We start from the raw sequence: 14,182 nt of genomic DNA on the forward strand, positions 1-14,182 counted from the left end.
CGCTATAAATAGAGTATAAGCGTTACGCAAGCGTGCGGCGTATCACGCCGATTCGCGGGGGAGGGCCGAGGATGAAATTCGATCGCAATCTGCTGCTCTTCCTCGTCCTCTGCGCGATCTGGGGCACGACCTGGATCGGCATCAAGGCCGGGGTCGAGGCGGTTCCGCCGCTCTTCTTCGCGGGCACACGCTTCACGACGGCCGGCTTCGTCATGCTCGCGGCCTGCGTGCTGGGCGGCCGGATGCCGTCGGTCGCTCGGCGCGATTGGCCGAGGCTGGCCGGAACCAGCCTGCTGATGATCACCTTCTGCTACGCGCCGCTGTTCTGGGGCATGCTCTATGTCGATTCCGGCACGGCCGCCGTGCTCGAAATGTCCCTCACGCCGATCGCGCTGATGGGCTTTGCGGTACTGCTCGGGGAGGAGGCGTTCGACCGCCGGCGGGCGGGGGCGATCGCGCTCGGCATTTGCGGCCTCGCCGTCCTGTTCGGCCCGACGGCCTACAGGGGCTGGCTCATCCGCTCCGGCACCGACGCGGCGGGCATGATGCGTGTCCTCGGTGCGGCGGCGGTCGCCTTCGCGGCGATCACCTATGCCTGGGGCTCCGTCGCCGCCCGTCCCCTGCTCAGGACCTACCCCTCGCTGCTCGTGGCCGGCGTCACCACCTTTGCCGGCGGCGGTGTCCTCCTCGCGCTGTCGCTGGCGTTCGAGCCGGGAGCGGCCGCCGCCCTGTCGGGGCGGTGGGGCCTTGCGGCGTGGAGCGGCTGGCTCTTCCTCGTGCTGTTCGGCTCGCTCCTCGGCTACACGATGTATATGCGCCTCCTCAGGGATATCGGCGCCACCCGGGCCGGCACCTATGCCTTCGTTTCGCCGGTCGTCGCCGTCCTGCTCGGCATGGCGTTCTTCGGCGAGCAGTTGCGCATGCTCGACGTCCTCGGCATGGCGATCATGCTGCTGGCGGCGGCGCTTGCGATGTTCGAAAGCGGGGCGCGCGCAGAAACCGCCTGATGACGGCGATCCTCGGCGACGCGATGGACGAGGAGCACGCCGGCCCGCCGACCGGACGCCGCAGCAGCAGCGTCAGACCGCTTCTTCCTTCGGCGCCTCCTGCCTCGCATCCTGGCCGGAACGCTGTTCGGCCGGCTTCTTGGAATGCATCAAATTGTGCACGGTGTTGATGAGGCCGACATGCGAGAAGGCCTGCGGGAAATTGCCGAGCTGGCGGCCGAGCGGGCCGCTATATTCCTCCGCCAGCAGGCCGACATCGTTGCGCAGAGCCAGCAGCCTGCGCAGGAGCGTCTCGGCGTCGCCGAGCCGGCCGAGGAGCGCATAGGCATCCGCCAGCCAGAAGCTGCAGGCCAGAAAGGCGCCCTCGCGGGTGGGCAGGTTCCGCTCGACCAGGCCGGGGTCGTGGCGCAGCACGAAGCCGCCGGCCATCATGCGCTGCTCGATGGCCGCGATCGTGCCGTGGAGGCGGGGATCGTCCGGCGGCAGGAAGCCGGTCATCGGAACCAGGAGCAGGCTGGCGTCGAGCAGATCCGACCCGTACCAGGCGACGAAACTGTCGATGTTCCGGTCGAAGCCCCGGGCACAGACGTCGCGATGGATCGCATCGCGCGTCTGGCGCCACCGCTCCGAGGGACCTTCGAGCCCGAACGTCTCGACCATGCGGACGGCCCGGTCATAGGCGACCCAGCACATGATCTTGGAATGGGTGTAGTGCCTGGGCTCGTCGCGCGATTCCCAGATGCCGTGGTCCGGCTTGGACCATCGCCCGTCGAGCTCGTGCAGCAGGGCCTGGACCAGGGCCCATCCGGTCGCGTCGAGGGCGAGGCCGCCCTTCAGGCCCTGGTAGAAGCTGTCGATCACCTCGCCATAGACGTCCAGCTGCATCTGGCCGGCGGCGGCATTGCCGATGCGGACCGGCCGGGAGCCCTCATAGCCGGGGAGCCAGTCGGCGGTCCATTCGGAGAGCCGCCGTTCGCCGGCGAGGCCATACATGATCTGGACGGCGGCGGGATTTCCCGCGATGGCGCGCTGCAGCCAGTCGCGCCAGGCCTTGGCCTCGTCGAAGAAACCGGCATTCATCAGGGCCATCAGCGTCAGCGTCGCGTCGCGCAGCCAGCAGAAGCGGTAATCCCAGTTCCTCGCCTCGCCGAGCGTCTCGGGAAGCGAGGTGGTGGGCGCGGCCACGATGCCGCCGGTCGGCGCATAAATGAGGGCCTTGAGCGTGATCAAGGACCGGGCGATGATCTTCTTCGCGGCGGGTTCGGCGTTGGAGCGCCCCAGCCATTCGGTCCATTGCGCCTGCGTCCTGGCCAGTGCCTCGTCCGGATCGATGGCGGGGGGCGGCGGCAGGTGGGAACGCCCGTAGGACATGACGAACGAGACCGTCTCTCCTTCGGCCACGGTGAATTCCCCCACGGTCTTCATGCCGACGCCGCGAAGCGCGACCGTCGTCCGCAGGACCACCATGTCGGGGCCGGCGACCGCCTGGAGCGCGCCGTCGGGCGTGCGCGAGACCCAGGGAACGTCGGCCCCATAGCCGAAGCGCAGCACGAATTCGGTGGTCATCCGCACCGACCCGCTTTCGCCCGTGACCTGGCGGATCAATTCGATGCCGTTGCGCAGGGGCATGAAATCGGTGACGCGCACCGTCCCGGCCTGCGTGGCGAAGCGTGTATCCAGAATGAGGGTGTCGCCGCGATAGGAGCGCTCGACCGACAGGATCGAGGCTTCCTCCGGCGCGATCAGCCAGCGCCCGTTGTCCGGTGAGCCGAGCAGGGCTGCAAAGCAGGCATCGGAATCGAAGCGGGGCCAGCACAGCCAGTCGATCGAGCCGTTTCGGCCGACCAGGGCGGCCGATTCGCAGTCCCCGATCATCGCATAGTCTTCGATACGGCCGGCTGAGGAGGCGGGAGGTCGTTTCGATACGTGCAAGGAAGCTTCCTTTCGGATCACGACACCGCAGCCGCTCCGGCTTCCCGGAAGAAGCGCCGACGGTCTCATCCGCTCCCTGCGACGGATGCCTCAGGCCTGGTAGGCCTTGAGGCGCCCGAAGGTCAATCGATGATGCTGCGTCGGTCCATGAACCTCGATCGCATAGGTATGTTCCGGAGTGCCGTAGCCCATATGGCGCTCGAAGCCATAGGCCGGGAATTCGGCGGCGAGCCGGACCATCAGATTGTCGCGCGTGACCTTGGCGATGATCGAGGCTGCCGAAATGGCCGGCACCAGCGCATCGCCGTCCACGATGGCACGCGCGGGAAGATCGAGCCCATGGGGCACGTCCTTGCCGTCGATCTCCACCGATGACGGGCGGACCGACAGGCCGCGGACGGCACGACGCATCGCGTCGAGCGTGGCGACGCGTATGTTGAGCCGTTCGATCGTGGCCGGTCCGGCGAAGGCGACGGAAACCGCGATCGCCGACCCCATGATGTCCCGGTAGAGCGCCTGGCGCCTGGCCGCCGTCAGCACCTTGGAATCGGCGAGGCCGGCCGGGATATGGGCAGGATCCAGGATGACCGCTGCCGCAGCGACCGGCCCGGCCAACGGCCCGCGTCCCGCTTCGTCGACACCGGCGATAAAACTGTTTGTCATGTTTCGGCGTTAGATCATTTAGGGCATGATATCCAGCCGTTCGTGCGATGCTCCCCAAAACTCTTCTTGATTTAGGCTGGCCTCATGCGAAAACTGGAGCATACTCCCAGGCAAGGCAGGCGGCGACCGAAGGACCGGGAACCGATCGACGGCGTTTCGGTTCCGGACGCGAACGCCCGAAGCCAACAAGAGACAGGTATCATGGTGAGGCAGGCTGTGACTCAAGAAGCTGTGACCCGAGAAGATGCAACCGACATCGCGGCTCCGGCCGCTCCTGTTTCCGAGGCGCCCAAGCAGCAGGCATCCGCCATCGACGGCGTGGAGGGCGTGCGGGATACCGTGTTCGACCGGCTCGTGCGCGAGGAGGAGGACATCATCGGGCTCCTCGCCTTCTCGCTGTCGATGCAGAACAAGCGCGACTGGCTGGCCGCCTTCCACCAGGAAGTCGGGCGTGATCCCAACAGCGCCGAGCTTGCCGCCTACGACATCGGCGAGCGGATCGAGCGCCGGCTCGCGACCTACCGCAAGCTCGCCGAGAACGCGCTTTCCGGCAACGCCTTCTGGGCCTCGGCCTCCCTCACGCCGGTGAGCGAACTGCCGGGCGCTCCGATGGTGGAGCCCACGGCGGGACCGTCCACGACGCCTGTGGGGCGTCCGTCCCGCTTCGGCGGCAGCGCCTTCGCCATGCTTTTCGGCCTCGTCGTCATCGCCGCGGTGGCGGTGGTCGCCTCGCGCCATTATTGGGGCGCCTGACGGCGTCAGAACAGCGACAGCTGGTCTCCGGCCCGGCTCGGCCGGACGAAGAGATCGGTGCGGAGCTTGAGCCGCCGCGCGTTGAGGCCAAGCCGGGCGGCCGCCAGTTCGAAGCGCCGGCCGACGGTCCAGGCATAGGGCCCGGTGCCCGTCATGCGCAGGCCCCAGCGCGAATCATAGTCCTTGCCGTCGCGCGTCGAATGCACGAGCGAGAACACATGGTTGAGCGCGTCCGGGCGATGCTCGGCGAGCCATTCGCGCATCAGGCCGCTGACCTCGAGCGGCAGGCGCAGCATGACGTAGCCGCCCTCGCGCGCCCCGGCGGCGTGCGCCGCGTCCAGGATGCGCTCGATCTCCGCATCGTTGATGCGCGGGATGACCGGCGCGACCATGACGGCGACGGGAATGCCGGCCTCGGCCAATTGCCGGATCGCCTTCAGGCGCAGGGACGGCGTCGCCGCACGCGGCTCGAGCGAACGGGCGAGCCCGGCGTCCAGCGTCGTCACCGAAAGGGCGACCTTGGCGAGGCCGCGCTCGGCCATGCGCGCGAGAATGTCGATGTCGCGGGTGACCAGACCCGACTTGGTGACGATGCCGACCGGGTGGTTGGTGCGGTCGAGCACCTCCAATATCGAGCGCGTGATGCGGCGCTGGCGCTCGATCGGCTGGTAGGGATCTGTGTTGGTGCCCATCGCGATCGTCTTCGGCTGATAGTTCTTCGCCGCCAGCTCCTTTTCCAGCAGCGCGGCCGCATTCGGCTTGGCGAAGAGCCTCGTCTCGAAGTCGAGGCCGGGCGAAAGACCCATATGGGCGTGGGTCGGGCGCGCGAAGCAATAGACACAGCCATGCTCGCAGCCGCGATAGGGATTGATGGACCGGTCGAAGGAGATGTCGGGCGAATCGTTGAAGGTGATGATCTTGCGCGCCTGCTCGTCCTGCACCTCGGTGCGCAGGGGCGGCAGTTCCTCCGTCGAGTTCCAGCCGTCATCCTCGGCGAAACGGGCGAGGCTCTCGAAGCGGCCGCTCGCATTCGACGCCGAACCGCGCCCGCGCCGCCTGTCGATGTCGACCAGCGTCGACCCGATGGGGGCGGGTGCGACGAGGGATTGTCTGGTTGCCGGCACGCCCATGGAAGCCTCCGCGAATCATCTTGTCTTTTCCGATTAGAACAAAAAGAGAACATCGATGCAAGCGGACATGAAATGCCGATTATTTACGCAGTTTCCGCCCCTGTTCCCGCTGCCGCTCCCCTGCGCGGCGTGATATGCGGGCCAAATCGGGAGCCGCCGGAAACCGCCGGAAAACCATTTCCATGATCAGTGTCGTCATCGCCGCCAAGGACCAGGAATATGCGCTGGCCGAGACCCTGGCGGCCCTCGTCCCCGCGGCGGCGGAAGGCTTCGTACGGGAGGTCGTCGTGGCCGACGGCGGCTCCACGGACGGCACGCTGATCGTCGCCGACGCAGTGGGCTGCGTCATCGTCGCGGGTGACGCGGCCGCGGGCCTGCGGGCGGCGCGCAGCGAATGGGTGCTGCTGATCGCCCCGGGCATAAGGCTGGAAGCGGACTGGTTCCGCGAGGCCGGCGTCACGCTGCACCGGCTGCAGCGCGGCGGGCAGCGGGTGTCGGCCCTGTTTCGCTGCGTGGTGGACGACCAGGGCTGGCGGGCGCGGCTGAGCGAGATAGGGCTGAAATTTTCGCGCACGCGCCGCCGGCGCCAGGCGGTGCTGGCGCCCCGGGCGGCCCTGCTGCGGGGCGAGAAACTGATGGCCTACACCTTGCGGGCGAGGGCCTTCAGCGGCGGAGAGGCAGCTCCCTTCGGAAGGGCGTGACCGGAGCGTGCCGCTTCAGAGCTGCTGGGCGCGGAAGGTGTTGCAGGACGACATGGTCCCGCTCTGCAGGCCGGCGCTGAACCAGCGCTGGCGCTGCGCCGACGTGCCGTGGGTGAAGCTGTCCGGCACGACATAGCCGCGCGCCTTCTTCTGCAGCATGTCGTCGCCGATGGCGTTCGCGGTCTGCAGCGCAGCCTCGACGTCGCCCTGCTCGATGAACTTGAAGTCCCTCTGCGTGCGGTTGGCCCAGACGCCGGCAAGGCAGTCGGCCTGCAGCTCGAGCCGAACGGAGAGCGCGTTGGCGCCGGATTCGCTCGCTTGCTGCTGCGCCTGATGCACCTGCGAGAGAATGCCGAGCAGGTCCTGCACGTGATGGCCGACCTCATGCGCGATCACATAGGCCTGGGCGAAGGCGCAGGCGCCCTGCGCCGCGGGGCAGGCGTTGAAGCGGTTGCGCATCTCGTCGAAGAACTCGGTGTCGAGATAGACCTTCTTGTCGTTCGGGCAATAGAAGGGGCCCATCGCCGACTGCGCGGTGCCGCAGGCCGAACGCGTGGCGCCGCTGAACAGGACGAGAGCCGTCGGCGTGTAGGCGCGGCCGGCGTTCTGCTCCTTGAAGATCTCGGTCCAGGTATCCTCCGTCGATCCCAGCACCTTGCGGACGAACTGGCCGGACGGATCGTTCGGGCCGCCGACCTGGCTGGCCGGCCGCGTCTGCTGCTGGGTGACCGTCTGCCCGCCGCCGTTGACGGTCTCATAGCCGTTGATGAGCGTCGCGGGGTTGATGCCGGTGAAATAGGAGATCAGGAGGACGATGACGATGCCCCCGATGCCGAGCCCGCCGCGCCCGATGGGAAAACCGCCGCCACCGCTGCCGCCATCGGAACCGCGCCGATCCTCGACATTGTCGGATGAACGAAAATCGTCGAGTTTCATTGCTCTGCTCCGATGTCTTCCCCAGGGGATTTCAATCCGCCCGAACTCGTCATGCATCCTACCGCAATTTAAGGCAGACGCCGCGATTTTCACAAAGTCCAGCCCGGTCTTGCGGGCACCGAAGCATCGACGCCGCTATCGAGCGAAAGTTCCGCGCCCGCATGCAGCTCCTTCCATATCAAGCCGCGGGCGCCTCGATGCACGTCCCGGGCGCCGCGCGCTCGATGGCCCCTGTCGAGCGGGCCTCCTCCGGCCGGCCGCGACAGGGCCGGCCCCGGGCATGTTCGGCGGCTCAGCCTTCCCCGATCGCCGCGCGGATGGCGCGAAAGTCGCGCCAGGCCAGCCTCTTCTGCAAGGGCTGGCGCAGCAGATAGGCCGGATGCAGCGTGGCGACGGCGCGCCTCGGGGCGCCGCCGATCTCGTGGTCGATCCAGCGGCCGCGCAGCTTCAGGATGCCGTCGGTCACGCCCAGCAGCGTCTGCGCGCTGCGGGCGCCGAGGCACACCAGGATCTTCGGATTCACCAATTCGATCTGCCGTTCGATGAAGGGGCGGCAGATCGTGGTCTCCTGCGGGGTCGGGTCGCGGTTGCCCGGCGGGCGCCAGGGGACGATGTTGGCGATATAGACCTTGGTGCGGTCGAGCCCGATTGCCGCCAGCATGCTGTCGAGCAACTGGCCGGACCGCCCGACGAACGGCTTTCCCTGCAGGTCCTCGTCACGGCCCGGCGCTTCGCCGACGAACATCACCCGGGCATCCGGCACGCCGTCGGAGAAGACGAGGCGCGTCGCCGTCGCCTTGAGCGCGCAGCCTTCGAAACGGTCGAGGATGTCGCGCAGCTCCTCCAGGGACTGCGCGGCGCCCGCCTGCTCGCGGGCGGCGAGCACCACCGCGTCGGGGGCCGCCGTCAGCAGGGAAGGGGCGGGGGCGGCGACGCGCGGCGGCGCCGCCGCGGGCTGCGAAGCCGGTGCCGGGCTCGGCATGCGGGCCGGAGCGGAAGCGGCGGCCGCCGCGCTCTCGGCGAAGCGGTCCGCCGGCGTCTCGTCGACGGGCACGTCGACGCCCATTTCCGCGTACCAGCGCAGCAGCGCGATGACTTCTTCCGGTGAGGCTGGCAATGACGGCATGCCGCCAGGATAGAGCAAAGCCCGGCGGGTTTGAACTGCGATCTGCCGGGAGCCGGCGGGCGGCCAGGCCCGCCGGCGTCGTTAACCGCCCATCAAGGTTAATGCCGCATCACTGGACGCACCGGCACCGACAGCCGGCTTCAACGAGCGAGCCCCGCCTATGGTCGCATGGCGTCGACCCCTCATCATCGCGCTCCTGATCGGCGCCGGCATCACCACCACGGTGACGTATCGCCGGCTCACGGCGGTGACGGCGGTGCCACCGGCCTCTTCCGAGCGCGGCGCGCTCGACCGTGGGCTGACGACCTTCGCCGCCCTGCACGGGCCCGTGATGCAGGCGGGGCTCTTCCAGATGCCGCTGCTGAGCCTCTCCGACATGCGCTCCGTGCCGCGCTCGGCGATGGGGCCCATCTTTGCCTCGCTCCCTTCGTCCGCCTCGTTGATCCCGTCGCCGGACCGCAGCGACGATGTCGCCATGCCCGATGACGTCGATCCGCCGGGCCTGCCGATTCACGACGGCATGAAGGACGGGGCGACCGCGTGGCCCGAGGTCATGCGCGGCGGCAAGGGCGACCTCGACGCCGATCCGCAGCCTCTCGACGACGTCGCTCACCTGGTCTCGGCCGGGTCCTACCTCCTTCTGCCTCCGCAAGGCGCCGTGCCGATGGCCCGGCTGTCGCGCAAGCTGCAGGGACCTGCGAGCGCCGAAGGGCTCGAGCCGTTCCGGCCGACCCGGATGAGCGCGGCGCTGGCGACCCGGTTGGCGCAACGCTTCGCCCGGAACGAAACCCGCATGGGCGGCGCCGACGGTGCCGTTCCGCTCTATCATTCGCTCGCACCGGCGGGCGGCACCTCGCCGGCGGCGAGCCGCCCCGATCTCGCCAGCCTGGAGCGCAGCGCGACACATGCGGAGGATGGCGCCCCCGTCGAGATGGCGCTGGCCGGCCCCGAGGCGGGCGAGCCGGTGATCACGCTCGCCAGCGTCCATCCCACCACGCCGGACGGGGCCTCCCCGATGCCGGACCTCGGCGACGACGAGGGGCTTACCGAGGCCCAGAAGAAATCCCGCATCGCGGGTCTTCCCGGCCTCGACGACGGCAAGGCGCGGCCGCTCGATCTGCCGCCCGTCGCCTTCACCAGGGCGCAGACCTGCCTCGCCACCGCGATCTATTTCGAAGCGCGGGGCGAGAGCCGGGAAGGACAGGTCGCGGTGGCCCAGGTCGTCATCAACCGCCTGCGCTCGCCCTTCTATCCGAAGAATGTCTGCGACGTGGTCTATCAGGGCGCGAGCAACCGCCGCTATGGCGGCTGCCAATTCTCCTTCGCATGCGACGGCGTCGCCGACAGGATCACCGAGAAGGAGCCGTGGGAACAGGCGCTCACCATCGCTGCCCGGGTGATGAATGCGCAGGACTGGATTCCCGAAATCGGCAATGCCACGCATTACCATGCCGACTATGTCCGGCCGCGCTGGGTGCGCGACATGACCGAGAAGGACAGGATCGGCAAGCACATCTTCTATCGCGTGAAATGGTGGGCCTGACCGCAGCGGGCATCTCCGGTCGACGTCTTCTGCGACGCCGGCGCCGTGGATCCGCTATGTCGACCTCCGGGCGCCGGTCGCCTCAACCCTTCAGGAAAGGATTGTCGTTCGCAGACAGGTGCTGGCTGCGGATCATCTCGATGAGGGCCCGCAGCGCGGCCGGCACCTGCCGATGGCTCGGATAATAAAGGAAAAGTCCCTCGAAGGTCGATGACCACTCCTCCAGCACGCGGACGAGTTGTCCGGAGCGAAGAAAGGGGCCGGCCTGGGCTTCGAGCGTGTAGGCGAGCCCCAGGCCGTCGACGGCCGCGCGCACGGCCAGATCCGGATCGTTGACCATGATCGCCCCGCGTACCGAAATCACCCGCGACGCGCCGTTGCGCTCGAACGGCCATTCGAACATGGCGCCATCGGCGCGCCGGCGAAACTGCACGCAGCTATGGTGGGCGAGCTCCTCCGGGGTCCGCGGCTGATGGTGCCGGGCGAAATAGGAGGGCGCGCCGACCACGGCCCTCTTCAGCGGCCCCGTCATCCGTACGACGATCATGTCGGCAGCCGCCCGGTCCTGCGGCCCGATGCCGGCATCGAAGCCCTTCGCCACGATGTCGATGGGGGCTTCGTCCACCTGGAGTTCGAGGTGAACGTCCGGATAGGCCGAAAGAAAGCGCTGCCAGATTGGCGTGATCACCGCGGCGGCCGACATATGGGTGGCATAGATCCTCAGATGCCCGAAGGGACGGCTGCGTTCGCCGTTCAGGTCCTCCAGCGCGCCGTCGATCTCCTCCAGCGCTGGCCTCAGCCGCTCCAGCAGCCGGAAGCCGGCGTCGGTCGGCGAGACGCTGCGCGTCGTGCGATGCAGCAGGCGTACCCCCAGGCGCTCCTCCAGCTGCCGCATCGAATGGCTGAGCGCGGACGGCGTGATGCCGAGGCGAAGGGCGGCGGCACGAAAGCTCAGATGATCTGCGATGGCGACAAACGCCCTGAGATCCGCGAGGTCACCGCGCTGCATTGCTGAATTCCTCTCAGCATCGAATGAAACGAATACGGGATTGAGTGGCAAAACCGCGGAAATTAAAATGCGCTTATTGGGCGAGGGTTACCGCCACAGGTGAATAGGGAGAAAATTCATGAAGATTGCCATTGTTTCAGCCATTGCAGCCGCCGTGATCGCCGGTTCGGCGACAGCCGCCCTCGCAGACGGCATGGACGAGGATTTCTACGCCATCCAGCGCGGCGAACCCTATGCCGGCGCGGCGCCGGTGAACCATGCCGCGCCCGAAGCAGTACCTGGGCGCCGGGTCTTCCTCAACGGCTACCAGCCGGCCTATGCGGTCCGCCACCACCAGCGCCGCCTGCCTCGGAAGATCGAGCAGTAAGTCTGCGGGGCCCTTCGATCCCGGCGGGCTGTCCGCCGGGATCCTTCATGGCAGGCAGGTACGTGTCCCGCCGCCGTAGTGCATCTTTTGGTTGTGTTTCGCAGGGCATACACATCCCGGTCAATTCGTCCTATGCAAAGGCATGGACGAAGATTCGCTGATCGTGCTTGCCATACTCGCGCTGATCCTGTTCCCGATCCTGGCGATCGTCAGCTTCGTCATGGTCCTGGTGCAGAGGGGGCGGCTCGCAAGGCTCGAGGAGCAGGTGCGGCAGCTCTCGCTGCTGCGCTCGCCTGACGTCCCCGCGTCGGTTCCGGCTGGCGATTCGTCGCCGGCAGAGCCGCCTGGAGCCGTTCGCCAGGACGCCGTTTCCGAAGCCACCGTTTCCGAGGACATTGTCTCAGAAGACTTCGCGCCCGAGGCGGCACGCACCGGCGGCGAGCCAATGCCGGACGGCGAGGAGCCCGCTTTCGCGCGGGACGAGCCGATTTCCGCTTCATCGCCCCCGACGCCGCGCGGCCGCGCCGCTGCCGACAGGCCGGGCCCTGGCTTCGAGGAGAAGCTCGGCAGCCGCTGGGCGGTGTGGGTCGGCGGCGTGGCGCTGGCGCTCGGTGGCGCCTTCCTCGTCCGCTACGCCGTCGAGGAAGACCTGCTGGGTCCGGGCGCCCGCATCCTCGCGGGCCTCGCCTTCTCGCTCGGCCTGATTGCGGCCGGCGAATATCTGCGCCGCCGGCAGGGCCTGCCTCTCCCCGGCAGGGCCGCCTATATACCGGGCGTCGTGACCGCGGCGGGAACCGCGGCACTCTTTGCCACCGTCTATGCGGCCCATGCGCTCTACGGTTTCCTCGGGCCCGCGGAAACCTTCGTCATCCTCGGCGTCGTCGGCGTCGCCGCCATGTTTGCCGCCGCCCTGCACGGACCATGGCTGGCCGGGCTCGGGCTCGTCGGCGCCTATGCGACGCCGCTGCTCGTCTCCTCCGACGAGCCCGACCCATGGGCGCTCGCCTCCTTCGTCATCGTCGTCACCGCCGCCGCCTTCCTTCTCGCCCGCATGCGGCTCTGGCGTTGGCTCGCAGTCGCGGCGACGGTGGCAGCGATCGCCTATGGCTTCGTCCTCGTCGACCTCGCCGGCGACGGGGACGGGCCCGTCATCTTCTTCGTCATGGCCCTGGCGGCGCTTGTCGGCGCCGTGCTCGTCTATGACGTGCATCGCGGCAGGGCCTATCAGCGCTTCGATGCCGTCGGGCTCGGCGCGATGGCGGGGCTCGCCGCCCTCGCGGTCTTTTTCGCCCAGGCGGACATGTTCTCGCAGGCCTCCCTGGCGACACTGCTCCTCGTCGCCGCCTTCACCCTGGCCGCCGCGCTGATGTTCGACGCGCTCGCGCCCGGCGCCGTGATCGCCGGCCTCGCGGTGCTGGCATCGTTGCTGCTGTGGCCGATCGCGCATCAGCTTGCCGAGAACCCGATCCAGATCATACCGAACCAGCTCGTCATGCCCATCCTCGTGCCGGATGCGCTGGAAGCCTATCTCGAAATCGCCGTCATCCCCGCCGCCGCCCTGTTCCTTGCCACCACGGCGAGCCTGATGCGGCGGCCGAGGCCCGTGCCGCCCGGCTTCGCGCTGGCGCTGGCCGGGACGGCGACGCCGATCTTCGCGCTCGCGGTCACCTATCTCAGGGTCGCAGGCTTCCAGTTCAGCCTGCCGTTCGGCGGCGTCGCGGCAGGCCTGGCGCTGCTCTTCGCCGCGACGACGGAGCGCTTCCTCGCCGTCGAGAGGCGGCGGGGCGGCGGGGAAGCCTCCCCGGGCATGGGCTCGGCGCTGCACGCGACAGCGAGCTGCGCGGCGGTGGCCCTGACCGTCACCTTCGTCATCGCCGATTCGCCGCTGACCCTGGCATTCGGCCTGTCGGCGCTCGGCGCCGCCTGGGTCTCGACCCTGCGGCCCCTGCCGGCGCTGCGCTGGTGCGCGGCCGGATTCGTGCTGATCGTGCTCGCCCGCATGGGCGGAGCCTGGATGCTGGCCGGCGAGATGCTGGACAGTTTCCCCGGCTGGCACGACATCGCCCTGCGCTATGCCGTCCCGGCGGCTGCGATCTATTGGGGCGGGCGCCTGCTGCGGCGGGACAGCCTGGACCTGCCGGCCGCGATCCTCGACTGCGGCGCCATTCTTCTCGGCGCAGCCGGCGCGGGCTTGGCGATCCGCCTCGGCGTGCGCGGCCCGGCGGAGGCGCTCGCGCCTGGCCTGAGCCTCGCCGAGGCCGGCCTCTACGCGGCGCTCGCCTTCGCGGCCTCGGCCCTGCTCGTGCAGCGCGCCTCGCCGACCACCAGCCCTGTCTATCGCGCCGCCGCGCCCGCGAGCGCCCTTCTGGCGCTCTGCCTGGCGGTCGCGGGCCCGCTCGGCCTCGCCAACCCCCTCGTCAGCGGGGAGGACATCGCCGGCGGCGTCCTCGCCAACACGCTGCTGCCGGGCTATGCGCTGCCCGGGCTTCTTGCCGGAGCGGCCGGGATGTTCTGGCTGTGGTTCGGCGGGCGATTCGCTGGGGTCAGCCCGAAGGCGAGGCCCGAGGCGCCGCATCCCTTTGCCTGGCTCAGCGGTCTCGCCGCCTTCCTCCTGGGCTTCTGCTATGTGACCTTCGAGGCCAGGAAGATCGTGACGGGCGGGCAGGCCGCCGACCAGGCGATCTCCTCGGCGCAAAGCTACGGCTATACGCTCGCCTGGCTGCTCTATGGCGTGGCGCTGCTGGCGCTCGGCATCGCGGCGCGCTCGCGCGGCATCCGCCTGGCTTCCGCGACGGCGATCATGCTCGCCGTCGCCAAGGCCTTCCTGTTCGACATGTCCGAACTCTCCGGCATCTGGCGGGCGCTCTCCTTCATGGGGCTGGGCGCGGCGCTGATCGGCATCGGGCTCGTCTATCAGCGCCTGCTCTTCGGCAGCGGCCGCGACAGGAAGGCGTGAGCGCAGGCTTCCGGGACCGCCGACGTCCCCGTCGGCTCTTGCCTGCCGCGGGGGTGGAG

General features: G+C 68.9%; 12 protein-coding genes. 6 read left to right on the plus strand and 6 right to left on the minus strand.

From position 1 onward, the window contains the following. The first annotated feature begins 71 nt into the window (after positions 1–71). Positions 72–1,007: a DMT family transporter gene (locus J3R73_RS07220; RefSeq protein WP_307424363.1), complete on the plus strand. Its 936-nt coding sequence runs from the start codon at positions 72–74 to the stop codon at positions 1,005–1,007. Between the two features lie 72 nt (positions 1,008–1,079). Here J3R73_RS07220 and J3R73_RS07225 read toward each other — a convergent pair whose 3' ends face one another. Both J3R73_RS07225 and rnhB read right to left on the minus strand, forming a co-directional pair. Next, positions 1,080–2,960: a glycoside hydrolase family 15 protein gene (locus J3R73_RS07225; RefSeq protein WP_307424368.1), complete on the minus strand. Its 1,881-nt coding sequence runs from the start codon at positions 2,958–2,960 to the stop codon at positions 1,080–1,082. Between the two features lie 69 nt (positions 2,961–3,029). After that, positions 3,030–3,602 carry a ribonuclease HII gene (gene rnhB, locus J3R73_RS07230; RefSeq protein ID WP_307424371.1) on the minus strand — a complete coding sequence of 191 codons (573 nt, stop codon included), beginning with the start codon at positions 3,600–3,602 and terminating at the stop codon, positions 3,030–3,032. A gap of 231 nt (positions 3,603–3,833) precedes the next feature. Here rnhB and J3R73_RS07235 point away from each other — a divergent pair, with 231 nt between their 5' ends. Further along, positions 3,834–4,355: a hypothetical protein gene (locus J3R73_RS07235; RefSeq protein WP_307424374.1), complete on the plus strand. Its 522-nt coding sequence runs from the start codon at positions 3,834–3,836 to the stop codon at positions 4,353–4,355. A gap of 5 nt (positions 4,356–4,360) precedes the next feature. Here J3R73_RS07235 and J3R73_RS07240 read toward each other — a convergent pair whose 3' ends face one another. Further along, positions 4,361–5,485, minus strand: a complete 1,125-nt coding sequence (locus J3R73_RS07240; protein ID WP_307424377.1) for a PA0069 family radical SAM protein — start codon at positions 5,483–5,485, stop codon at positions 4,361–4,363. A gap of 182 nt (positions 5,486–5,667) precedes the next feature. Between J3R73_RS07240 and J3R73_RS07245 the strand changes: the two genes are divergently transcribed. Beyond that, on the plus strand, positions 5,668–6,186 hold the full coding sequence (locus tag J3R73_RS07245) for a glycosyltransferase family protein (RefSeq protein WP_307424380.1): 519 nt from the start codon (positions 5,668–5,670) through the stop codon (positions 6,184–6,186). A 15-nt stretch (positions 6,187–6,201) separates the two neighbouring features. Here the strand turns inward: J3R73_RS07245 and ypfJ are convergent, their stop codons facing one another. Both ypfJ and J3R73_RS07255 read right to left on the minus strand, forming a co-directional pair. Continuing rightward, entirely contained in the window at positions 6,202–7,122 is a 921-nt protein-coding gene (gene ypfJ, locus J3R73_RS07250; RefSeq protein ID WP_307424382.1) for a KPN_02809 family neutral zinc metallopeptidase, read from the minus strand. Between the two features lie 292 nt (positions 7,123–7,414). After that, on the minus strand, positions 7,415–8,248 hold the full coding sequence (locus J3R73_RS07255) for a uracil-DNA glycosylase (protein ID WP_370879859.1): 834 nt from the start codon (positions 8,246–8,248) through the stop codon (positions 7,415–7,417). 160 nt (positions 8,249–8,408) lie between these two features. On the opposite strand from J3R73_RS07255, the gene J3R73_RS07260 reads away from it, so the two are divergent. Then, positions 8,409–9,791, plus strand: coding sequence for a cell wall hydrolase (locus tag J3R73_RS07260; protein WP_307424384.1), 1,383 nt, complete (start codon positions 8,409–8,411; stop codon positions 9,789–9,791). 82 nt (positions 9,792–9,873) lie between these two features. Here J3R73_RS07260 and J3R73_RS07265 read toward each other — a convergent pair whose 3' ends face one another. After that, positions 9,874–10,800, minus strand: a complete 927-nt coding sequence (locus J3R73_RS07265; protein ID WP_307424386.1) for a LysR family transcriptional regulator — start codon at positions 10,798–10,800, stop codon at positions 9,874–9,876. Between the two features lie 118 nt (positions 10,801–10,918). Here J3R73_RS07265 and J3R73_RS07270 point away from each other — a divergent pair, with 118 nt between their 5' ends. Both J3R73_RS07270 and J3R73_RS07275 read left to right on the plus strand, forming a co-directional pair. Next, positions 10,919–11,167, plus strand: a complete 249-nt coding sequence (locus tag J3R73_RS07270) for a hypothetical protein (RefSeq protein WP_307424389.1) — start codon at positions 10,919–10,921, stop codon at positions 11,165–11,167. A gap of 142 nt (positions 11,168–11,309) precedes the next feature. Beyond that, on the plus strand, positions 11,310–14,123 hold the full coding sequence (locus J3R73_RS07275; protein ID WP_307424393.1) for a DUF2339 domain-containing protein: 2,814 nt from the start codon (positions 11,310–11,312) through the stop codon (positions 14,121–14,123). Positions 14,124–14,182: the final 59 nt, after the last annotated feature.

This window comes from Labrys monachus (assembly GCF_030814655.1).
Classification (GTDB): Bacteria; Pseudomonadota; Alphaproteobacteria; order Rhizobiales; family Labraceae; genus Labrys; species Labrys monacha.